Source organism: Pseudoalteromonas sp. (assembly GCF_036960685.1).
In the GTDB taxonomy this organism is placed as follows: Bacteria; Pseudomonadota; Gammaproteobacteria; order Enterobacterales; family Alteromonadaceae; genus Pseudoalteromonas.
The window spans coordinates 31,888-54,515 of the sequence record NZ_JBALXK010000028.1; the positions used below are offsets into that span (position 1 = coordinate 31,888).

19 protein-coding genes are annotated in these 22,628 nt (G+C 40.7%); 17 read left to right on the forward strand and 2 right to left on the reverse strand.

The genetic code is table 11. The features are described from left to right. Positions 1-12 precede the first annotated feature (12 nt). A complete protein-coding gene (locus tag V7783_RS18370; RefSeq protein WP_335679953.1) occupies positions 13-510 on the forward strand; it encodes a YcgN family cysteine cluster protein in 498 nt (165 codons plus the stop codon). Then, positions 510-1,025: an RNA methyltransferase gene (locus V7783_RS18375; protein WP_335679954.1), complete on the forward strand. Its 516-nt coding sequence runs from the start codon at positions 510-512 to the stop codon at positions 1,023-1,025. The genes V7783_RS18370 and V7783_RS18375 overlap by 1 nt, the downstream gene beginning before the upstream one ends. 35 nt (positions 1,026-1,060) lie before the next feature. Here V7783_RS18375 and V7783_RS18380 read toward each other — a convergent pair whose 3' ends face one another. Next, a complete protein-coding gene (locus tag V7783_RS18380; RefSeq protein WP_335679955.1) occupies positions 1,061-1,816 on the reverse strand; it encodes a hypothetical protein in 756 nt (251 codons plus the stop codon). A gap of 196 nt (positions 1,817-2,012) precedes the next feature. Here V7783_RS18380 and V7783_RS18385 point away from each other — a divergent pair, with 196 nt between their 5' ends. The 13 genes from V7783_RS18385 to V7783_RS18445 all read left to right on the forward strand — a co-directional run bounded on the left by V7783_RS18385 (position 2,013) and on the right by V7783_RS18445 (position 21,121). Further along, entirely contained in the window at positions 2,013-3,284 is a 1,272-nt protein-coding gene (locus tag V7783_RS18385; protein WP_335679956.1) for a sugar MFS transporter, read from the forward strand. Positions 3,285-3,675: 391 nt separating this feature from the next. Then, on the forward strand, positions 3,676-5,565 hold the full coding sequence (locus tag V7783_RS18390; RefSeq protein ID WP_335679957.1) for a methyl-accepting chemotaxis protein: 1,890 nt from the start codon (positions 3,676-3,678) through the stop codon (positions 5,563-5,565). A gap of 225 nt (positions 5,566-5,790) precedes the next feature. Further along, positions 5,791-6,411, forward strand: coding sequence for a DsbA family protein (locus V7783_RS18395; RefSeq protein WP_335679958.1), 621 nt, complete (start codon positions 5,791-5,793; stop codon positions 6,409-6,411). A 215-nt stretch (positions 6,412-6,626) separates the two neighbouring features. Further along, positions 6,627-7,379: a DUF3450 domain-containing protein gene (locus tag V7783_RS18400; protein WP_335679959.1), complete on the forward strand. Its 753-nt coding sequence runs from the start codon at positions 6,627-6,629 to the stop codon at positions 7,377-7,379. A 9-nt stretch (positions 7,380-7,388) separates the two neighbouring features. Then, positions 7,389-8,756 carry a MotA/TolQ/ExbB proton channel family protein gene (locus V7783_RS18405; protein WP_335679960.1) on the forward strand — a complete coding sequence of 456 codons (1,368 nt, stop codon included), beginning with the start codon at positions 7,389-7,391 and terminating at the stop codon, positions 8,754-8,756. A 3-nt stretch (positions 8,757-8,759) separates the two neighbouring features. Beyond that, positions 8,760-9,287, forward strand: a complete 528-nt coding sequence (locus V7783_RS18410) for a MotA/TolQ/ExbB proton channel family protein (RefSeq protein ID WP_182717242.1) — start codon at positions 8,760-8,762, stop codon at positions 9,285-9,287. Positions 9,288-9,337: 50 nt separating this feature from the next. Beyond that, positions 9,338-9,748: an ExbD/TolR family protein gene (locus V7783_RS18415; RefSeq protein WP_064664908.1), complete on the forward strand. Its 411-nt coding sequence runs from the start codon at positions 9,338-9,340 to the stop codon at positions 9,746-9,748. 9 nt (positions 9,749-9,757) lie between these two features. Then, entirely contained in the window at positions 9,758-10,363 is a 606-nt protein-coding gene (locus tag V7783_RS18420) for an energy transducer TonB (protein WP_283709268.1), read from the forward strand. Positions 10,364-10,381: 18 nt separating this feature from the next. After that, positions 10,382-11,689: a tetratricopeptide repeat protein gene (locus V7783_RS18425; protein ID WP_335679961.1), complete on the forward strand. Its 1,308-nt coding sequence runs from the start codon at positions 10,382-10,384 to the stop codon at positions 11,687-11,689. Between the two features lie 309 nt (positions 11,690-11,998). Beyond that, positions 11,999-14,797, forward strand: a complete 2,799-nt coding sequence (locus tag V7783_RS18430; RefSeq protein ID WP_335679962.1) for a hypothetical protein — start codon at positions 11,999-12,001, stop codon at positions 14,795-14,797. Between the two features lie 80 nt (positions 14,798-14,877). Then, on the forward strand, positions 14,878-17,511 hold the full coding sequence (locus V7783_RS18435) for a TonB-dependent receptor domain-containing protein (protein WP_335679963.1): 2,634 nt from the start codon (positions 14,878-14,880) through the stop codon (positions 17,509-17,511). A gap of 227 nt (positions 17,512-17,738) precedes the next feature. Beyond that, positions 17,739-18,881 carry an aspartate-semialdehyde dehydrogenase gene (gene asd, locus V7783_RS18440; protein WP_335679964.1) on the forward strand — a complete coding sequence of 381 codons (1,143 nt, stop codon included), beginning with the start codon at positions 17,739-17,741 and terminating at the stop codon, positions 18,879-18,881. 281 nt (positions 18,882-19,162) lie between these two features. Then, positions 19,163-21,121 carry a methyl-accepting chemotaxis protein gene (locus V7783_RS18445; RefSeq protein WP_335679965.1) on the forward strand — a complete coding sequence of 653 codons (1,959 nt, stop codon included), beginning with the start codon at positions 19,163-19,165 and terminating at the stop codon, positions 21,119-21,121. 35 nt (positions 21,122-21,156) lie between these two features. Here the strand turns inward: V7783_RS18445 and V7783_RS18450 are convergent, their stop codons facing one another. Further along, a complete protein-coding gene (locus V7783_RS18450) occupies positions 21,157-21,966 on the reverse strand; it encodes an ion transporter (protein WP_335679968.1) in 810 nt (269 codons plus the stop codon). A 102-nt stretch (positions 21,967-22,068) separates the two neighbouring features. On the opposite strand from V7783_RS18450, the gene V7783_RS18455 reads away from it, so the two are divergent. Continuing rightward, positions 22,069-22,290 (forward strand): hypothetical protein, encoded by a 222-nt coding sequence (locus V7783_RS18455; RefSeq protein WP_064664900.1) that lies wholly within the window; start codon positions 22,069-22,071, stop codon positions 22,288-22,290. After that, positions 22,283-22,555 (forward strand): hypothetical protein, encoded by a 273-nt coding sequence (locus tag V7783_RS18460; RefSeq protein ID WP_335679966.1) that lies wholly within the window; start codon positions 22,283-22,285, stop codon positions 22,553-22,555. The genes V7783_RS18455 and V7783_RS18460 overlap by 8 nt, the downstream gene beginning before the upstream one ends. Positions 22,556-22,628 lie beyond the last annotated feature (73 nt).

A 22,628-nucleotide genomic window follows, 5' to 3' on the forward strand; every position in this document is an offset into this window, starting at 1 on the left:
CTGAGTTTTACTATGTTAGAAAAGCAATTTTGGCTTGAAAAATCACTTGAGCAAATGTCACAAAATGAATGGGAAGCGATTTGTGATGGCTGCGGAAAATGCTGTTTAAATACGTTAATCGATAGCGATGATGACGACGACTTTACAGTAACCGAACAACTGCGAGAAGGTGAAGAGTTACTGTTTACCAGTATAGCTTGCCAGTATTTGGATGATCAAAGCTGTGGCTGTAGTGATTATGAAAATCGTCAAACTCTGGTGCCAAGTTGTGTCAAATTAACCAAAGAAAACTTGGCGAGTATTTTCTTTATGCCACCAAGTTGTAGCTATCGTCGCTTACATGAAGGGCGCGGGCTAGCTTCTTGGCATCCGCTGCTTAATAACGGCAGTAAAGAGAAAATGCATCAACTGGATATTTCTGTGCAAGGTAAAACAGTAAAAGATTGCGACGTAGATTTTGATGACTTTGACTTGTATGTTGCGCAGTGGCCTATGAAGGATTGTGATTAATGACAGATTTAGTTGCAACAATTGGGCTTATTAATCCAAAAAGCCCGACAAATGTTGGTGGCGTGTTAAGAGCCGCAGGTTGTTATGGCGCACAGCAAGTGTTCTTCACCGGAACGCGGTATTTAAATGCTAAAAAGTTTCATACAGACACTAAAAATGCATTACAACGAATTCCTTTAACCAGCGTCGATGATCTGGCAAAAGCTAAACCTGATGGAGCAACGGTGGTGGTCATCGAATTAATTGAAGGAGCGACGCCGTTACCTGAGTTTGTTCATCCAGAAAACGCATTTTATATTTTGGGTCCTGAAGATGGCTCTATCAGTAAAGATGTCCTGAACTGGTGCGACGAAGTGGTGTATATTCCAACCATAGGTTGTATGAATTTAGCCGCCACTTGTAACGTGGTACTTTATGACCGCTTAGCAAAACTCGGTGGTGTGGCAAGTTCGGACACCACGATAATTCAAAGTCGTGACACCAATAATAAAATGAAATGGCAAAAAGTGCCTTAACACTTTTTGCTTCTATTACCCTTAACACAGTGCCTTTAAAACTGATAGCTGGCACTTAAAATAGGGCCATGGGTGATGGTTTTGTAGCTAAAGTAACTGCTATCGCCTTCATCCCCAGTGTTGTAGTCAACATATGTCCCTTTGTATAACAAGGATACATCCCACTCTTCATTTAAATGGTAACTTACCCCAAGTTTTAGGCTACCAGTTAATTTAGCGGCAAGACCAAACCCACCAACATCCCCTGATGAGGAAAACAGCCAGTTGCTATTGATCGGTTTATCGATTTTAAAACCAAGAATAATATCTATCCAGTCTTCATCTCTATCAACTAACGAGGTTTGCGGAAAATTATTTGGATCAAGCTTGAATTGATAAGTGTTATCCCAGCGGCGCAAGCCTACGTAGTTTATCCATTCGCCCACACTTGGACTTGATTGTTTATAAGCAACGGCGACTTCCAAAACTCCTTGCCTAACTCGCGCATTAAGTACACCAAGCTTTGCTTGTTGGTGCGACTTACTTAAATCCATATATGCCCAGTCAGCCATTACTCCCCAATTAGATTGATGAAAAGCTTCAAATCGCAGCATAAAAGCGCTGTCTAGGTTGTTTAAAATCGTGTCAAAATCGACGGCTAATGGCGCGTCGACTGTGCCAATAGTTGAGTCTCCATCGATACTCGTTACCATCAAATAGGGTTCAACTTTAAACTGCCACTGCTCAGCATAACTATGACTACTAAATACACAGACTAATCCAATCATCGGGGCAAGTAATTTTTGCTTCATACGAGTTCCTATCTCAAAACACAGTTGGCAGAATTAAATTATAGCAACCATTTAGCAGCTTGCAGAAAAGAGAAATAATAAACTGTTAGTGAGTATTAAATGTAATTATATTGTGGAACGTTCCAAGTAATAATATGTGATCTTCTTTTTAGACTGTGTAAAATCAATTGCAACTTGTTAATGGAGTGAAAATCACGTGAGTGAAATAAATATAAATAAAAGCTTTGTCACCGAACAGTCGCAGCAAAATAAAAATTACCTGTTACCTTTAACCGCAATGACGACCCTGTTTTTTCTCTGGGGATTTATTACTGTTTTAAATGATGTATTGATCCCACGCCTAAAAGGGGTGTTTGATTTAAGTTACACAGAGGCAATGTTGGTGCAGTTTTGCTTCTTTGGTGCTTATTTTATTGTGTCATTACCTGCTGGTATGTTGGTCAATAAATTTGGTTATAAAAATGGCGTGCTTAGCGGTCTGATCGTCGCATCAATAGGCTGTATGTTGTTTTACCCTGCAGTGGTTGTACATGAATATTGGCTGTTTTTAACCGCATTATTTGTACTTGCTGGTGGTATAACTGTATTGCAGGTATCTGCTAATCCTTATGTTGCTGCACTGGGTCCTGAGAAAACGGCATCGTCACGCTTAAACCTAGCACAAGCACTTAACTCATTGGGAACAACTATTGGTCCTTATGTTGGTGGCATTTTATTCTTTGGTGCTGCAGGCTCTTTAACGGCTTCGGCGGCGACGGCAGAGTCAGTAAAAATCCCTTATTTAATTTTAGCTGCTGCGCTGTTAACCATTGCAGTGGTGTTTGCCTTTTTAAAACTACCGGAAATAAAATCGCATAAAGAAGAAGTAGATTGTAAAACCAAAGGCCACTCATTAACCCAAGCACCACATTTAGTAATGGGGGTTGTGGGGATTTTTTGTTATGTAGGTGGTGAAGTGGCCATCGGCAGTTTTTTAGTTAACTTTTTTGGTGAGGCACACATTGCTGGTTTAGAAGAGCACGCAGCCGCTGCTTTAATTGCCTATTACTGGGGTGGAGCAATGGTAGGGCGGTTTATCGGTTCAGCCTTGTTACAAAAAATAGCGCCTTCAAAAGCCATTGCATTTAACGCGATTGCAGTCATTGTTTTACTGCTAGTGACTATTTTCACGCAAGGTAATTTCGCATTATATGCGGTACTGTCGATTGGCTTATTTAACTCTATATTATTCCCGACTATTTTCTCAGTGGCGATTGCCGGTCTTGGCGCATTAACGAGTAAAGGCTCAGGCTGGTTGTGTTTGGCCATCGTTGGTGGCGCGCTAATACCGTTAATTCAAGGCGTTGTTGCTGATGTTGTGAATATTCAGATCAGCTTTATCGTACCTGCATTATGTTACATTTTTATCGCTTGGTATGGATTGAATGTTGTGAAGCTTACTGACAAATGGCAACAAGTAATTAAGTAAATTTAGTTCTGTTAATGATGATACCCGAAAAATGCACTTACAGCCTGTAAGTGCATTTTTTTGCTCTACTCAATAGTATTGTGTTCTTTGCATCCGCGTTTCAATACGTTCATTTCACATCTTTAAAAGTAAAATAGTGTGACATTACCTATTTACTATTGAATACGTATTCACAAACCTAATGCAAAAAATATATAGGAACGATCCAAATTGGTTGCCGGTTATGTGTGTATGAGCAATTTGTGTTTTTAGTCAATAATTACCAGATGTTTTTATCATACTTTTGTCGTGTTTTTGTCCGTAAAATAGCGACTATTACCGAATAAATAAGACAAAGAGCCTTATTTTTGCTAAAAGTAACTTGCTAACAATAATAAAAAATAGGTATGTCATGCAAAGCTCGCTTAAATTTACCACTAAGGTAACCATTGCAGCGTCAGTTGTACTTGTGTTGGTATTGGGGTTATTTACTATAAATAACTTTATTTCAATGCGTGCGCAAACACAGCAACAATTGTCTTTAGTATTGCAAGAAAGCTCGCAATCCGTTTCTCAAAATATCGCAAATTGGCTCAACAACAAACTGGCTATCGTCAAATCGGTGGCTAAAACCCATCAACAAAACGATACCAAGGTATTAACCCTAAGCCAGCTTAATACTGCCGAAATGGCGGGGCACTTCAAAAATACTTATATAGGTAAGCCCGATGGTACATTTGTACTTAATGACCAAACTGTGGTGCTACCTGCCGATTACGATGCAACAACCCGGCCTTGGTATAAATTAGTTGAAAACAAAACCACCACAGCTTTTACCACCCCTTATATTGATGTAACCACCAATGAACTGACTATCTCTGCGGTCGCGCCGATTTTAAATAATGGCAGTTTTAGTGGTGTTGCGGGGGCTGATATTGATATGGAAACAATCACTAAAATAGTTAATGAGATTGATTTTTTAGGGTTTGGGTATGGGTTTTTACTCGACAGTAATGGCCGTATCTTAAGCCACCCTAATACAGATTTTAATGATCAAAACATGGCTAGTTTGTTTGGTAAAAGTTTGCCATTAAATCCTGAGTTCGTTGAGCTTGAATTTAACAATGACGATCATTTGGTGTCATTTACACGCATTAAAGGCATTGAAAATGTTGATTGGTACTTAGGGGTTGTGATCAACAAGGATATTGCGTTTTCATCGGTTGCTTCATTTCGAAACATGGCAGCAATTTACATGCTGCTGGGGATTGTTGCGACTATTTTCATGATGCAATATTCACTGCGCTATTTAATGCGCCCTATGCAGCGTTTAAACGACGCAATTAAAGACATTGCGCAAGGTGAAGGGGATTTAACTCGTCGTTTAGACATTGAAAATGATGACGAATTTGGTGAGCTATCACGCTATTTTAATGCTTTTATAGATAAAATTCACACCTCTATCGACCAGGTTAAAACCACTACCGTGGAACTAGAGCGTTCAGTGGAAAGTTTAGTTGAGCAAACTCAATCAACATTAAGTATGTACAGCGATCAAACAAAACGTACAGACAGTGTCGCTACCGCCATAAATCAATTGTCATCCAGTGCAGTGGAAATTTCCAGCAGCGCGAGCCATGCATCCACGCTTGCAACCGATGCAAACACTCAGTCGGAGCAAAGCCAAGGCTCGTTAAACGATAATATTAATGCCATCGGTGTGCTTTCTAAAAATATGCGCCAAGCACAGGACATCATTAGTCATGTCGCTGAGCACTCGGCAAGTATTGGTCAGGTACTTGAGGTGATCAAAGGGGTCAGTGAACAAACTAATTTACTTGCACTAAATGCGGCAATTGAAGCTGCCCGCGCTGGTGAAGCAGGGCGTGGGTTTGCTGTTGTTGCGGATGAAGTAAGGCAACTGGCTCATCGGACTCAACAATCAACACAAGAGATTGAAAACACAGTAAGCCAATTGCAACAAGGCTCAGCCAGTGCTGTTAAGGTGATGAAAGACAGTTTAGTAGAGAGCGACAATAGCGTAAAACAAGCCCATGTAGCCGGTGATAAAATGGCGGCAGTGACAACTGCAATTAAAGCGATTGATGATGTAAACCACAGTGTTGCCAATGCTACAACAGAGCAGAATGAGGTTATTCAATCATTAGATAATGATATTCATACAATAAGTGAGCTATCACAACAGGGTCAGCTAAATTTAAATAATACCTTGGCAGAATGTACGCGCCTAAAACAACAATTTGATGAACTTGAGAAAATGGTACTACGCTTTAAAGTATAAGGTCTGTGTAGTAACAGTCTGTAGTAATAGTTCTAAATAGATAAGACAACGGATGCCAGAACTAAAAACTAGCCAACCCAGTTGGCTAAAGTTAATACATATTGAAAGTGCTTACTGTGCAGAATAGCAGTACAGAGATGCAGTACAGAGAAGCAGCGCCGCGCTTTCATCATGGCAAACGCGAAGGCAAAACAAAGTTGTTGCAGGTAATAATTAAGGCTAAAGATGAATAATAAGACTCAGCTTATCTATGTTTACGACCCTATGTGTAGTTGGTGCTGGGGTTTTAAAGAATGTTGGCAAACGATTCATGCTGCGCTGTCAGCCGAACTTGAGATTATTCTCAAGGTGGGTGGACTTGCAGGCGATTCAGATCAGCCAATGCCGGAAGATATGCAACTCTTTTTACAGCAAACTTGGCGGCGTATTGCTGCTGCAACGGGGGCTGAGTTTAATTTTGATTTTTGGACACGCTGTCAGCCTCGTCGTAGTACATACCCTGCTTGTAGGGCTGTGATCGCCGCGCGACACTATAATAAAGAACAAGCAATGCTTGACGCCATTCAACAGGGCTATTACTTGCAGGCACAAAATCCTTCCGATATAAGTACGCTGGTACGTTTTGCACAGCAACTGGATATCGACAGTGCCGCATTTTCAACTTTGTTGCAAAGCGCACAGCTTGAACAGTTATTTCAACAAGAGCTGATGTATGTGCAACAGCTCCCGGTGCAAGGCTTTCCCTCATTAGTGTTGCTACATAACCAGCAGTATTATGCTATTGCTGTTAATTATACTGATGCGGATCAGGTTATAGCTCGCATTCGTAGTGTACTTGCCTTGTAAAAATCCCCCTGATCACCTTATCAGATAGTACTTTCAGCTCTGCCAACTTACCTAGCTAACACTGCCTTATGCTTTGCAATTGGTGTTATTTATTGCCTTTGTCATAAAACAGACTTTTTAGCGCAACACCTTTGTCATTTTTCATCTATAGAATCTCGTTCATTGATATTAAGCAACTAGCAAATCCGCTAATTTAACGAGTAAAGGTGTATGCGATGAAAGGCGTTAAACCATTGATATTAGCTAGTATTGTAGCCATGAGTGCGACAGTGCAAGCAAATGATCTAAATAAGGTTATCGATAAAAGCAGTGAAATTAATCAATCAGCTGCGCAATCACAAACAAAAATAGACAAGATTGCAGATTCAATGCAGGGGCGTTTACAGCAGTTTAAAACTCTCAATAAAGAAATTGATGGTTTAACTGTTTATAACGCGCAACTAAGCAAACAGCTTAGTAATCAAATCAGTGAAATGGAAGCTATTAACCAATCAATGGATCAGGTTTCTATTATTGAGCGTCAAATTACCCCATTAATGTTACGCATGATCACAGGCCTTGAGCAATTTGTAGCGCTTGATGTGCCATTTTTAACTGACGAGCGTGAAAAGCGCATCGCCTCATTAAAAGACATGATGAATCGTGCTGACATCAATTCAAGTGAAAAATTCCGCCGTGTTTTAGAAGCATATCAAGTTGAAGTTGATTACGGCCGCACTATCGAAGCGTATACCGCGTTATTAGATGTTGATGGTAAAGAGCGTGAAGTAGACTTTTTACGCATTGGTCGTTTAGAGCTAATTTACCTTACTCGTGATGGTAAACAAGCAGGCACATGGGATGCAACTAGCAAACAGTTTGTTGCCCTTGATGATTCAACCATCAGCCAAATTAGTAAAGGTTTACGTATTGCACGTAAGCAACTTGCCCCAGATATGTTAACACTGCCAGTACACGCTGCGGAATAAGAGGTTAAAATGAAACTTTTCACAAAAATGACCAAAATTGCTTTATTAAGCGCCACTCTGGGCTTTGTTGGTAATAGCGTTGCTGCAGATGCAATGGATTTAGACTCACTATTAAAAACACTTGAGCAAGGCAAATCAGCGCAATCTGCTCAAAATAAACAACGTGAGCAAGAATTTGCCGCTCGTCAAAATGAGCAAGTACAGACCTTAAAAGACACGCAAGCTAAACGCAATCAAATGCTGGGTGAGTCTGAACGTCTAGAAACCCAATTTGAAGAAAATGAAATCAAACTGGCTAACCTTACTGATACTTTATCAAAGCGCATGGGCTCATTAAAAGAGTTGTTTGGTGTGCTGCAACAAGTAGCAGGCGACTCTAGTAATAAATTTGCTACCTCAGTGGTATCTGCACAGTTACCTGGGCGTGGCGCATTTATGGATGATTTGGCTCAAAAAATGGGTTCAACATCACAACTTGCGTCAATTGAAGACATCGAGAAAGTGTGGTTTGAATTACAACGTGAAATGACTGAGCAAGGCAAAGTATCACGCTTTACTACCGATGTTATTGTTGAAGGCGGTAACAAAGCTAAGCAGGAAGTAGTTCGCGTTGGTGCGTTTAACCTAATTTCACAAGGTAAATACCTTGAGTACAACACCACAACAAACACAATTAGTGAACTTACTCGCCAACCTGTTGGTCGTTACACGTCAACAGCCAGTGATTTACAACAGGCAAGTTCAGGTACGGTGCAATTCGCACTTGACCCAACGGGTGGTTCAATCCTTGGTTTATTAGTTCAAGCTCCTGATACCACAGAGCAAGTTCATCAAGGTGGTGCAGTTGGTTACGTGATTTTAGGTGTTGGTTTACTGGCATTACTTATCGCAATTGAGCGTTTTATTTCACTGATGTTGATGGGTGGCAAAATTCGTCGCCAACTAAAAGACTCAGTGCCGCGTGATGACAACCCATTGGGTCGTGTAATGAAAGTTAAAGATCAATATCCTGATGTTGCTTATGACACACTTGAGCTTAAATTAAGCGAAGCAATCTTACGTGAAATGCCAAAAATCACCCGCAACTTAACGCTTATCAAAATTATCTCAGTGGTAGCACCGTTGCTCGGTCTACTGGGTACTGTTACCGGTATGATCAATACCTTCCAAGCAATTACTTTGTTTGGTACAGGTGACCCGAAATTAATGGCGGGTGGTATTTCACAAGCACTTGTTACTACGGTACTGGGTCTGGTTGTGGCAATCCCTACGGTATTTTTATACACCTTACTTAATACTCGTTCAAAAAACTTACTGCTTATTTTACAAGAGCAAAGCGCGGGTATTATCGCTGAGCGTAGCGAAAAGGGAGCGTAACCCATGGTGCTATTGATTGACTCAATCAATGCTATCCGTGATTTTCTCGACACCGGTGGCCAAGTTTTATTGGTCATCGGAGTGTTAATCTTCGCGATGTGGTTATTGATACTCGAGCGATTTATTTATTTCTTTAATGGTTTTCGTAGTTACAAACATGCAGTGAAAAGTAGCTGGACTTCTCGTATTGAGCGCAACAGCTGGAATGCAGAGCAAATCCGCCAAGCGACGATTTCTCGCGCTGGGATGAAGCTAAATAGCAATTTAGCGCTGATCAATGTGATGGTTGCTTTATGCCCTTTGCTTGGTCTACTCGGCACGGTAACAGGGATGATAGAAGTATTTGATGTGATGGCAATTACTGGAACTGGCAGTGCGCGTTCAATGGCATCAGGAGTATCAAAAGCGACTATTCCAACTATGGCCGGTATGGTCGGTGCGTTATCAGGCGTATTTGCTTCAACCTACTTACAGCGTAAAGCAAAACGTGAAGTTGCTTTACTTGAAGACAGTATGGTTTTGGATCATTAAAACAACAATTTTGAGTATGTGGCGCAAGTCACATACCGTAGGAGAATAAAATGAGAGCCCCATTAGGAAGCCTTTTTCAAGAAGATGAAGCTGAAGAAATAAACATGACACCTATGCTTGATGTTGTTTTCATCATGCTTATCTTCTTTATTGTAACTGCCTCTTTCGTAAAAGAAGCTGGCATCGACGTTAATCGCCCGGAAGCGGCAACCGCGGTCAAAAAAGAACGCGCTAATATTTTAGTGGCAATATCTGACAAAGGTGAAATCTGGATCAACAAACGTCAAATTGATGTACGTGCAGTACAGGCGAATATTGAGCGATTAAAAGCTGAAAATCCACAAGGTAGTGTGGTTATTCAAGCGGATAAAAAAGCCACTACAGACACCTTAATTAAAGTAATGGATGCTGCGCGCGCTGCTGGTGTGTTTGATGTGTCTATTGCGGCTCAAGAAGCGTAAGGGTTAACAATGCGTTATTTAGTAGCATTAATAGTAGCCGGTGTTGTCACCTTTATGCTGTTTTTAGGCATGCAGGCGCTGATCACCGGCGGTGAAGGAGCGATGACAGAGCCTGCCAAAGGTAATGTGCTTGATTTTGTACGCCTGAAAAAAGAAGAAACAGTACAAAAGAAAGAACGTAAACCGCAAAAGCCACCAACACCAAAAGAGCCGCCACCGCCAATGGAATCACCGCAAATGCAAAACAGTGATCCTAATGCAGCAGCGTCTAATTTTGACTTTGGTGCCAGTGTAGATGCAGATGTCAGTCTCAGTGGCGGGTTAGCACTTGATTCAAGCGACGGTGAATATTTACCGATTGTTAAAGTGGCTCCAGTTTATCCGCGCAGAGCATTATCACGTGGAATCGAAGGATATGTGATTGTTGAGTTCACAGTAACCAAGCAAGGTACAGTCCGTGACGCAAAAGTTATAAAAGCTGAACCTGAATCATTGTTTGATCAAGCAGCTATGGATGCGGCACTTAAATTTAAATATAAACCACGCGTGATCGATGGTGAAGCGGTTGAAGTTGCGGGTGTACAGAACAAAATTTCTTTCCAAATTAACGGCTAGAAACAGAGGATTGCGATTATGAAATTATTAAAAACAGCATTAGTGTGTACTTTTGCGATAGGAGCCAGTGTTGCGCTGCCAAGTTTAGTCTCCATGTTACCAGGAGTCACGCTTGCGAGCGTTTACGCACAAGAGCAAAAAACCACTAAAGTGCCTGCACTACGTGAAAAAGTATACAGCCAACTAGCGCGTGCACAAAAGTTAGCGGACGATGGTGATGCCAAAGCGGGACTTGAAGCGCTAGATAGTATTAACGACCGCTCTTCGAGTATGAACTCCTATGAAATCGCCATGATGCATAATTTTTATGGCTTTATTTATTACAACGAAAATGATTTGCCTAAAGCAATTGCATCATTTGAAAAGGTGATAGCAGAAGAAGGTATTCCTGAAACGTTACGTTTAAGCACTACTTTTAGCTTAGCGCAATTAGCGATGGCAAACAGTGATTACAATAAGGTAATTGATTTCTTAGCTAAGTGGGATGCAATTAATACTAAGCCTAAAACTGATGCCTATTATGTACTTAAATCGCAGGCATATTATCAGTTAAAAGATTACCAAAAAGGCATTGATAATATTAACTTAGCGATTGCCCAAAGTGATAGTGAAGGCAAGGTGCCAAAAGAAAACTGGTTAGTGTTGCAACGCGCCATGTACTACTCACTTAATCAAACTGACAATGTAGTTGCGGTACTTGAACGCATGGTAAAGCTTTACAATAAGCCAGAATATTGGGTGCAACTTGGCGGTATGTACGGTGAAACGGGTAAAGAAAAACAACAACTAGCCGTACTTGAAGCCGCTTACCAGCAAGGTTTTTTAACGTCAAAATCAGATTTACGTCAACTTGCCCAAGTTTACTTATACAACGGTTTAGCGTTTAAAGCGGCTGATGTGATGAGTAAAGCGATTGAATCAGGCGTTGCTGAAAAGTCTGCGAAGAATTATGCATTCATCGCAGAAGCCATGGTCCAAGCCAAAGAAGATAATAAATCAGTTACATACTTTGCTAAAGCGGCAGAGCTTTCGGATCACGGTAAGTACGATCAACGTATGGCTGAAGTACTTGTTAACTTAGAGCAATTTGAAGATGCCGCTGATGCAGCCCGAACAGCGCTTGATAAAGGCTCACTCGATTTTGAGTCAAATGCGTACGTTGCTTTAGGCATGGCGCAGTACAGCATGCAAAATTTTGATGCCTCTATTTTAGCGTTTGAGCAAGCAGAAAAGCATAAGAAATCGCAGCGATTGGCTGAACAATGGATCAAATATGTGAAGCGTGAAAAGTTACACGCGGAAACATTACGCACAGCATTGTTATAATTTGCCACCGCAATTATTGTAATTTAACCCTCCCAGTTTGATTACAAAACACGTTTTATAATCGCAACACCAAAACCGCCTTAGGGCGGTTTTTTTCGTGGTAATTTATCCTAACAAATTGTTATTTAATTAAATTACATTGTCATTTTATGTTTATTAAAGTGTAACTGTATTGTCACACAGCTCCCGTAAGGTAGTGCTCGTTGAAAAACTCAAGTGACCTTAAAGCATGACTTTCGTGTTTTAACGTGACTTGGGTTTTTACTTAATGCGCTAATAAAATAATTAAATATCTTAACGGAGTGAACAATGAAATTATCTGGTTTATTTAAGGTCAGCCTTTTGGCTTCTGCAATTACACTCGCTGGTTGTGGCGGTGGTGATATTAACATTAATGTTGAAGAAACAGTAACACCACCTACACCTACGGATCCAACTACACCACCAGTGACAACTGATCTTCCAGGTGAATATAGCCAAAGTCTTTCTACTGAAGTTTCTACTGCTTTAGGACGTGATGTGACCGTTCAAGTGCTTTCTGGTGAAATTACTGAAGATATTACATTAACAACAGATGCTTTCTGGGCACTTGATGGTGCAGTGTTTGTTGGTAAAGATAAAGCAGACAGTGCAACCCTTACAATTGAACCTGGTGCTGTGGTATTTGGTAATAATGGTTCAGACTACTTAGTAGTAAGTCGTGATTCAAAAATTGAAGCAACAGGGACTAAAAACGATCCAATTATCTTTACATCAAAACAAGATGTAATGGGTGAAGCAACGGCTGCTGGTCAATGGGGCGGCATGGTTTTACTAGGTAATGGTATTTCAAATAAATGCCCAGCTGAAGGTGATTGCGCACTGCAAGTTGAAGGTGTTGAAGCTGGTGCCGTATTTGGTGGTACTGATAATGCGGATAGCTCTGGTACTTTAAAATATGTTGTTGTTAAAAACGCCGGTTATGAACTATCAACGGGTAATGAGCTAAACGGTATTACTTTTGGTGCCGTAGGTTCTGGCACAACCGTTGATTACTTACAAGTACATAATAACTCTGATGATGGTGTTGAGTTCTTTGGTGGTGCAGTAAACTTAAAACATGTTGTTTTAACGAGCATCGACGATGACAGTATCGATTGGGATAACGGCTACCAAGGTAAAATGCAGTTTGTGTATGTTGAGCAAGATAAAAACTCAACGGACGCTAACCGCGGTATTGAAGCTGATAATGACGGAAAAACGCCTTCAAAAGAACCTAAATCATTACCTATCATTTCTAACTTAACCATTATTGGTAATAACTTTAAAGGTGAAGACGAAGCTGAAGGCATCTACTTACGTGAAGGTACTGGATTGCATTTGTATAATACTGTGATCACCGGTTCTGATGAAATGGGCGAGTGCTTAGAAATAGAAGGTATTGCGCTGGATGATAACGGAGATGCATTATTCTCAGACAGCGAAACCGTTAATAATGCTAATGATGGCACAATTTTGATGCAAAACACTTTTATGTCTTGTACCAATGGCGAAAACTTCAAAAATCCGAAAGGTGCAGATGGTTCTACGTTGCTAGAACTTGAAACGTGGTTTACTAGTCAACCAGGCAACGTTATTAACGACAAGCCAATGCTAGGTGTTAATGGTCAACCAATTGCGGGTTCTCCTTTGTTAGGTGCTGGTCAAGATGTTGCAAATACTGTTGATGCATTCTTTGATACCGTTGATTTTGTTGGTGCTTTAAATGATTCTGACGATTGGCGTGAAGGTTGGGCATTTGGTTATGGTGGTGGCGAAGTGACAGCACCTCCTGCAGTTGCTGGTTGTCCTGCAGGTACGACTTCCATTTCACCAGCGGATAACGTAACGACAACATGTGAAATATCTGGCCGTATAACGTCAGACTTAACATTAACAGCGGGTAACTTATACGCAGTTGATGGCGCTGTTTTCGTTGGTAATGATAATGCTGACTCTGCAACTTTAACTGTTGAGCCTGGCGTTACTGTTTATGGCCGTAACGGTAAAGATTATATTGTCATTAGCCGTGGCTCTAAAATTGAAGCCAACGGTACTAAAGATAAGCCTATTTCATTTACTTCAAGTCAAGATGTTGCTGGTCAAGCAACGGCAGCAGGTCAATGGGGCGGTTTAGTCCTATTAGGTAATGCTCCATCTAATAAATGTCCAGAAACAGGCGAGTGTGCGCTACAAGTTGAAGGTGTTGAATCCGGTGCTGTTTTTGGTGGTACTGACACAGCTGATAACTCTGGTACATTACGATATGTTCGCGTTATGAATGGCGGCTACTTACTGTCACCTGGTAATGAAATTAACGGTATTACGTTTGGTGCTGTAGGTTCTGGTACTACTGTAGAGTATTTACAAGTGCATCAAAACGCTGATGACGGTGTTGAGTTCTTTGGTGGTAATGTTCAAGCTAAATACCTTGTGCTAACGAGTATTCAAGATGACAGCATCGATTGGGATAATGGTTTCCAAGGTAAGCTTCAGCACATCCTTGTTAAGCAAGCTGCAGATAACTCAGATGCTAACCGTGGTATAGAAGCCGATAATGACGGTAAAACACCATCTAAAATGCCTAAATCAAATCCAATGATTGCTAACTTAACCATTATTGGTAATACCTTTAAAGGTGAAGACGACGGTGAAGGCATGTACTTCCGTGAGGGAACGGGTGCGCAAATCTATAACACGATTGTAACAGGCCCAGTAGGCATGGGTGAGTGTCTAGAGATTGAAGGTATTCCATTAGATGAAAATGGTGCACCAATATTTACTGAAAGTGAAACAGTTAAAAATGCACAAGATGGCACCTTAATGATTAAGTCATCGGTTATCGCCTGTTCTGAGAACTTCAAAGACCCAAGTGGTGTTGATTTTAGCGTAGAAAACTGGTGGACAGCGACGTTAGGTAACTTAGTCGCATCAGGACAAACTGACGTAGTTAATGGTATCTATACTATTGATACAACAACTCCTACAGATGTAAACGCTGTAGATAGCTTCTTCGATACTACATCACACATTGGTGCTGTATCGAGTGATAATGACTGGACAGCTGGCTGGACAGTAGGTCTGGAATAACACAGTAAGAATGGGTGCTAGCACGTAGTACTAGCACCTTTTTTAACACTTTCTGTAACTTATTTCAGATAGAGGTAAACATGAAACAGTTTTCTAAAAAGTTTTGCTTATCCACACTTTCCGCAGCAATTTTATGTAGTTTAAGCGTTTCAGCACATGCTGCTGAAGCCGAAGATGAGGCTGTACTTGAGGAGGTTGTGGTTAGCGCAAGTCGTTTAAAAGGCACTGCAACAGCCGTGCTTGAAGAGCGAAAACAACAAGCATTTGTTGCCGATATTATGGGTGCTGACCAAATATCTCGTAGTGGCGATAGTGATGCGGCATCTGCGTTACGCCGTGTAACGGGTTTAACTTTAGTCGATGGTAAATTTATTTATGTACGTGGTTTAGGTGAGCGCTATTCAAGTACTCAGTTAAATGGTGCAGCAGTGCCAAGTCCTGATCCGACCCGCTCAGTGATCCCGCTTGATTTATTTCCATCAGGAATTATTGAAAGTTTGTCTGTGCAAAAGTCTTATTCTCCTTCTATGCCAGCCTCTTTTGGTGGTGGTAATGTGGATATACGCTTAAAAAGCATTCCAGACCAATTTGTTTTTGATGTATCAGGTCAGCTTGGTTATAACACCAATAACTTTGATGATGGCATTGAGTACAATGGCGGGTCGAACGACTGGTATGGTGTTGATGATGGCACCCGTGAAATACCAGATTCAATCATGGATATTTATAACTCTGGGCAATCATTAGATGATCTCACACCAGAGCAAAGTCGTGTTTTAGCACTTGATTTAAACCGTGATTATGACCCGCAAACAACAAGTGTAAACCCCAATACTAAGTTTACAGCAACACTGGGTAATAGTTTTGAGTCAGGTGATTGGCGTTACGGCTTTTTATCAGCGGTTAGCTATGATAACAAATATTTTGTTGGCGAAGAGTACCAAGGCGAAGACTTCCGTTTAGGTGAGAACAGTGCTGCTATGGTGCGTGGTTACGATAAAATCATTGCCACTGAGCATAATGTGAAAATGTCTGGAATGGTAAACTTTGGTATTGAGTATAATAATGCTCATCGCATTGACCTAAGTACGCTGATTTTACGCGACACCGAAGATAAAATTCGTGATCGTCTAGGTATTGATGAAAATAATAACCAGTCTGATAATAAGCGTATTCGTTCTTACGATGTAAGATATGAGGAGAGAGAGTTAATAGTAAACCAAATCAAAGGCATGCATACATTCGATTTTCTCAACTATGCAGGTTTTGATTGGAAATATTCAAACGGCCGCTCAAACCGTTATGCGCCAGGAAATATGCAGACGCGGTTCATTGTTAATGATGCAAACGAAGATGGTAATTATGATTTAGTTAATGAAATCGCATTAACCAATGCCACAACGGCTGCTCGTTATACATTCCAAGATCTTAATGATGAAGTAGAAAACTACGGGTTTAATTTTACCTTCCCAATCATGTTAGATGGTGTGGATATAGAATTAAAATCAGGTGCAGATTATGTCTCTAAAGAGCGCTCGGCTTCGAATCGTCGCTTTGACATAAACACTCGCGCATTTAAAGACCTTGATTTAAATGGCAATGAGCTGAATACGATTCTTTCTGATGATGCAATAGCTAACGCAGAACTAAATCTACCCATACTTAATGATACAACGTTTGCAGGTGATGATTACCGCTCAGCACAAAAAACAGATGCTTATTATTTTGAAGCTGATTTTTTCTTCAATAATAAATGGCGTGTGACAGGTGGCTTACGTTGGGAAGATTTCAGGCAAGTGTCAGTGCCACTTGACCCGTTTACTGGTGGCTTAGATCCTTCAATCGATTATGATGATTTAGGTAACTTAGCGTTTCAAGAAGATGATATTTACGGTGCGCTTGCATTCACTTATATTCAGGACGACCAAACACAATGGCGTTTAAGCTATGGTGAAACGGTTGTACGTCCTGATTTACGTGAGATATCTGAATCAACTTACATTGATCCGTTAACTGAATATCCTGTTGGCGGTACGCCTGGACTGCGTACAACGCAAATCAAAAATTACGATTTCCGCTGGGAAAACTACTTTGATACCGGTGAAAACTTCTCCGTTGGTCTGTTTTATAAAGACATGATCGATCCAATTGAGTCGGTGCAATCTCCTTCTCAAGATGGACCGCCACTTGTACGTATTGCCAATGCCGAAGATGGCTATGTTGCAGGTGTGGAGTTTGATTATCTTAAAGATTTCGCTTTCTTAGGTGGTTTTTGGCAAGATGTATTTATGAGCGGTAATGTTACACTAAGTGACTCTGAGATAAACCTAGACCGCCAAGCCATAGTCGATCAAACTGGTGTATCTGCGGCGATCACGAATACTAAACGTCGTTTAACGGGACACTCTAAATATGTTGTGAATATGCAGCTTGGCTATGATGCACCATCAGGTGAACATGCTGCAACATTGGTTTATAACGTATTTGGTGAGCGTATTATTATCCCTGGTATAGAAGGACAAGATGATTGGATGGAACAGCCATTCCACTCAGTTGACTTGAATTATACTTACTACCCTGATTTTAACTCAAGTATTAAGTTTAAAGTGCTTAATATTTTGGGGCAAAAATCAGAAATTGAATCTGCTGGTACGCTAACTCGCTCAAAAGAAAAAGGGACTGAGTTCTCTGTTGAGTACAAATATCAGTTTTAAGTCAATTTAGCCTAGGAAGGCGAATATAAAAACTTACAATAATTGCCCTACCTTGTGTAGGGCTTTTTTTGTGCCGTTATTAATTTCAGAATTAAAAAAAGCATATGAAATAATTTTAAGTTAGCTGTTATTGACTAGTTTTGCAGGGTATAGGGTGCTAGATTAACTGTTCTAAAAATTAAATCTCACGCAATGAATTTTAATTTTTAATGAATTAGGTATTTCTTATGACTCAAACAGTGGAACAAACAATGAAAAAAGTAGGATTAGTCGGATGGCGGGGCATGGTTGGCTCTGTATTACTAGAGCGTATGCAACAAGAAAATGATTTTGCTCATATCGACACCACTTTTTTTACCACCTCGCAAACAGGTCAGCTTGGCCCAGATTTAGCAGGTCCTGCAAAGCCATTACTAGATGCAATGGATTTTGACTCACTGGCAAAAATGGACATCATCATTACTTGTCAAGGTGGGGATTACACCAAAGCTGTGTACCCACAATTACGTGAAGCAGGCTGGGACGGTTACTGGATTGATGCAGCGTCTGCTCTTCGTATGAGCGGCGACAGTATTATTGTACTTGACCCTGTCAATAAAGATGTGATTGAACAAGGCCTTGAGCAAGGCGTTAAAACGTATGTGGGTGGTAACTGCACAGTTTCATTGATGTTATTAGCGCTGGGTGGTTTATTTGAGCAAGATTTGATTGAGTGGGTAAGCCCAATGACTTATCAAGCAGCCTCAGGTGCCGGTGCTCGCAATATGAAAGAGCTGATCGCGCAAATGGGCTCTATCCACGCAAGTGTGGCTGACAAATTAGCCGATCCACAAGCGGCTATTTTAGAAATTGATAAACTCGTCACGCAGCAAATTGCATCAAGCGATTTACCACAAGATCAATTTGGCGTGCCACTGGCAGGGAGTTTAATTCCTTGGATTGATGTGCCAATGCCATCAGGCCAATCTAAAGAAGAATGGAAAGCGCAAGTAGAAGCGAATAAAATTTTAGGTTCATCAAAACAGCCTGTGCCTATTGATGGTTTATGTGTTCGTATCGGTGCAATGCGTTGTCACTCACAAGCGATGACCATTAAGCTTCGTGAAGATATCAGCGTTGAGAAAATTGAACAAATTTTAGCGTCACACAATGAGTGGGTTAAAGTGATCCCGAATGAGCGTGATATTACAGCTACAGATTTAACACCGGTTAAAGTGACAGGCACATTAAGTATTCCAGTAGGGCGTATTCGTAAATTAGCGATGGGGCCTAAATATATTAGTGCTTTTACCGTTGGCGATCAGTTATTATGGGGTGCTGCAGAGCCACTTCGCAGAATGTTGCGTATTATTGTTGACGGCCAAGGTTAAGATTTTTTGATTATTAAAGCGGGTGTTATGAGTTTATAGCGTCCATAAAACTGCTTTAAATTTATAAAAGCACTGAATGCGATTGCGTTTAGTGCTTTTTTATTGATTGGCTGTCTTAGCTTGGTAACTGCACCGCTACAAAGTTATTTTACTCGGCGACTGTAAGCACATCACAAATACCTGATCCGAAGGGGGTTTAAGGATTTTAGTGGTTTTGAAATCATTTACTTGCTGGCAATGCTTTTCGCGCCTATATTAATAAAAAAGTTGGGGCGTACTGAATGAATATTTCAAGAAAACTTAAGTTGTCGTTTGCGTTAGCAATCGTGTTACCACTATTAATTATTGCTTCACTGGTTATTACTCAAACTCGAAATCAAGCACTCGATAACTTTGAAATGCTCAGCGACCGCGAAGCAAGTCAAGTTGATAATGCTATGCAGATGTTTTTCTCTGAAATTGAAAAAAACGTCGACTTTTTAGCCTCTCATCCTGATGTTGTATCCGCACAAAAAGATGTCAAAACCTATGTTTCATCGAATTCAGCTACGCAGCTTATGCATACTCAAGGCACTAGCACGGAAGCTAATGCTTATCACCTATTTAATCACTTTGGTGAAACTCACTCTGGGCTTGCTTATATTTATATGGGCAATGAGCAAGGCGGCTATATTCAGTGGCCAGAGGGGGAAGTAAATGCCAAGTATGATCCTCGCCAAAGACCTTGGTACACGGCTGCTAAGCAAGCCAATGGCAATGCTATTCGCACCAACGCCTATTATTGGGAAATAGATGACACTGTCATTGTCTCAACAGTCAAAGCAATTAAAAATAACGGGCAAATAGTGGGTGTGCAGGGCATGGATGTGTCTTTGCAAGGACTTACCGATATTATCGCAAATATAAAACTTGGCGAAACCGGTTATCTGATGCTGGCAGAAGACAGTGGCAATATTTTAGTTGACCCTAAACACGACAATTATCGCTTTAAACAGTTAGGTGAAGTTGCAAATGGCACATACAAAGTATTGGCAAATAACCGCGATGGCCAATTTGAACTTAATTTAAATGACACCGTTTATTTAGTAAATATTTTCAGCTCGAATAAACTTGGCTGGAAATACATTGCCTTGGTTGAAAAATCAGAAGTGATGGGACCCGTTAACACGATGACATGGACCATTTTGGGGCTCAGCCTATTGTTGATTGTGGTTTTTATCGCGATTGCCAGTTACATCTCTAAATTAATTGCCGGTCCAATCGTTGAAGTGAGCGATGGCCTAACTGAAATTTCGCAAGGTGGCGGTGATTTAACCAAGCGATTAGTGATCAAAACCAAAGATGAAACGGCAAAACTTGCTAATAGTTTTAATTTATTTTTAAATCTGATTGCGGAGCTGGTTACGCAAATCAACGAGTGCGCTAAAGATGTCTCTGATGCATCGCAGCAGACCTCTTCACAAGCAGGGCAGTTAACAGGGGCGACCTCACAGCAGCAGCAAGCACTGGAAATGGCTGCCACAGCAATTAACGAAATGGCCGCGACCGCCAATGAAGTGTCGGCAAGCTGTGCTAATGCGGCGGATCTTGCAATGCGAACACAACAAGCGTCAGAGCTTGGTCAATCGGTGATCACACAAACGGTGCAAAGTGTTGAACAACTCTCAGTGGTGATCACTAAAGCCAGTGCTGATATTTCGCAACTTGACGCTGAAAGTGAAAACATCATGTCTATTTTGAATGTTATTCGCGGTATTTCAGAGCAAACAAATTTACTGGCGCTCAATGCTGCAATAGAAGCAGCGCGAGCAGGAGAGCATGGCAGAGGCTTTGCTGTTGTAGCCGATGAAGTACGCGCATTGTCGCAACGTACTGCTGAATCAACGCAAGAGATTGCATCACAACTTGATAAGCTACGTAGTATGTCTGCGCAAGTGTCTAGTGAAATGAATCGCAGCCTTGAAAGCACCCATAAAACGGTGGAGTTATCGCACTCAGCACAACAACAGTTTGCTGAGATCACCACATCGATTGCAACTATCAGTGATTTAAATACACAAATAGCGACCGCTGCAGAAGAGCAGCAACATGTTGCAGAAGACATCAACCGTAATGTTACTGAGATAAAACATGTTGCCGATGATGTTAGTGATATTGCGAATGCGACACACGAAAATGGTGATAAAATGAATCGACTTTCGTCAGTATTAACTGAGTTGGTAGGAAAATTTAAAGTGTAATTAATAGGAGGCCAGCTAAGCTGGCCTATTTTTTACTATGAGCGTTGATTTTTTATCAGTTGTGTAAGCTCTGCAACTTGTGCCTTGAGCTCATTAACTTGTCCTTGGGTTGCAGGCAAAGAGTCTACATCTGCTTGCTCTTCTCGGGCATTGCGATGCTCTTCTGACATTACTTCAAGAATTGCGCCGACCATCATATTTAAAAACACAAAGGCGGTTAGGAATATAAACGTCAGGTAATAAATCCAGCTCAGTTTATAGACCGCCATGGTTTCATACATTACGTCGGTCCAATCTTCAAAGGTCGCAATTCTAAATAGCGTTAGCATTGAGATTGATACATCACCCCATAGTACTTGGTTTATATCTGCAAATAACATACTGCCTGTAGCGGCATAAATATAAAAGATCACAAACATTAATAAGGCGATATAACCCATTTGCGGTATCGCTTTGAGCAATGAGTTTACTAATAAACGCAGTTCAGGGATCATTGACACTAATCGTAGTACACGGAATATACGCAACAGGCGAGCAATAAATATGGTTGATCCCGCAGCTGGGTATAAGCTACCTACAACGATAATGAAATCAAAAATATTCCAGCCTTTGCTAAAAAAGTCTTTAATGCCCTTACTTGCTACATAGCGAATAATAAGTTCGATTAAGAAAAACACGGTGATGCCAACATCCATCCAATGCAACGCAAACTCTACAGTTGGGTGTAATGAATAGGTATGCGCACCAACGGTCAGTGCTGAGACAACAATAACGGCAATAACAAATGATTGAAATATTTTACTTTTATCGATACGCTGGAACAGCTCTTGTAACTGCGACAACATCATAATGAGCCCTTAACGGTTAGTGATATAAAACGTCTGCAATATACAGTAAAATCGCCAAGGATGAATTACTTTTCCAGTTAAAAATGTAAGGAATTTTTAATGCTTTTTAATAAGCTAAAATATGTCATCGGTGCTGTGATAGCACTTTTCTTAACCGCTTGTAGTACCGATGCGCGATATCACGAAATTCAATCTGCCCGACTAGGAGAATGTAGTTACATGGCAGATAAAGAGTACCATGAGTGCGTAAAGCGCCAGCAAGATAGCTACGACGAATATAAAAAGAGCAGAACAACTGAGCACGCAGAAAAAAATGACTAAAACAGAAAAGCAATTGGACAAAGCACTTCGTAAAGCTCTAACTATTGCTTGTGAAAATATAAAAGATCAGTGTACTGGTTTTAGTCACTTAACCCATGCCGTTAATCTAAAAAAAACACATGACAGCTTGCATGTGAGTTGTTTTTTTATCGATGATCTATCACTGTCAGAGGCGACTGAACAGCAACAATTATCCGCTATTGAAAATGAGATCAAAGCACAGCTTTCAGCCATTAACATTAAGTCACCGACAATAAGCTTTTGAGCGAACTTACTTATGATTAGCGTATTTTCAAGTTTATCTAACAAGCAGAAACAATACAGTTTATTAGCACTTG

Bases quoted from the DNA above. Each gene is read 5' to 3' on its own strand.
- V7783_RS18370 (WP_335679953.1), top strand. From the start codon at position 13: ATGTTAGAAAAGCAATTTTGGCTTGAAAAATCACTTGAGCAAATGTCA.
- V7783_RS18375 (WP_335679954.1), top strand. From the start codon at position 510: ATGACAGATTTAGTTGCAACAATTGGGCTTATTAATCCAAAAAGCCCG.
- V7783_RS18380 (WP_335679955.1), bottom strand. From the start codon at position 1,816: ATGAAGCAAAAATTACTTGCCCCGATGATTGGATTAGTCTGTGTATTT.
- V7783_RS18390 (WP_335679957.1), top strand. From the start codon at position 3,676: ATGCAAAGCTCGCTTAAATTTACCACTAAGGTAACCATTGCAGCGTCA.
- V7783_RS18395 (WP_335679958.1), top strand. From the start codon at position 5,791: ATGAATAATAAGACTCAGCTTATCTATGTTTACGACCCTATGTGTAGT.
- V7783_RS18400 (WP_335679959.1), top strand. From the start codon at position 6,627: ATGAAAGGCGTTAAACCATTGATATTAGCTAGTATTGTAGCCATGAGT.
- V7783_RS18405 (WP_335679960.1), top strand. From the start codon at position 7,389: ATGAAACTTTTCACAAAAATGACCAAAATTGCTTTATTAAGCGCCACT.
- V7783_RS18410 (WP_182717242.1), top strand. From the start codon at position 8,760: ATGGTGCTATTGATTGACTCAATCAATGCTATCCGTGATTTTCTCGAC.
- V7783_RS18415 (WP_064664908.1), top strand. From the start codon at position 9,338: ATGAGAGCCCCATTAGGAAGCCTTTTTCAAGAAGATGAAGCTGAAGAA.
- V7783_RS18420 (WP_283709268.1), top strand. From the start codon at position 9,758: ATGCGTTATTTAGTAGCATTAATAGTAGCCGGTGTTGTCACCTTTATG.
- V7783_RS18425 (WP_335679961.1), top strand. From the start codon at position 10,382: ATGAAATTATTAAAAACAGCATTAGTGTGTACTTTTGCGATAGGAGCC.
- V7783_RS18430 (WP_335679962.1), top strand. From the start codon at position 11,999: ATGAAATTATCTGGTTTATTTAAGGTCAGCCTTTTGGCTTCTGCAATT.
- V7783_RS18435 (WP_335679963.1), top strand. From the start codon at position 14,878: ATGAAACAGTTTTCTAAAAAGTTTTGCTTATCCACACTTTCCGCAGCA.
- asd (WP_335679964.1), top strand. From the start codon at position 17,739: ATGACTCAAACAGTGGAACAAACAATGAAAAAAGTAGGATTAGTCGGA.
- V7783_RS18445 (WP_335679965.1), top strand. From the start codon at position 19,163: ATGAATATTTCAAGAAAACTTAAGTTGTCGTTTGCGTTAGCAATCGTG.
- V7783_RS18450 (WP_335679968.1), bottom strand. From the start codon at position 21,966: ATGTTGTCGCAGTTACAAGAGCTGTTCCAGCGTATCGATAAAAGTAAA.
- V7783_RS18455 (WP_064664900.1), top strand. From the start codon at position 22,069: ATGCTTTTTAATAAGCTAAAATATGTCATCGGTGCTGTGATAGCACTT.
- V7783_RS18460 (WP_335679966.1), top strand. From the start codon at position 22,283: ATGACTAAAACAGAAAAGCAATTGGACAAAGCACTTCGTAAAGCTCTA.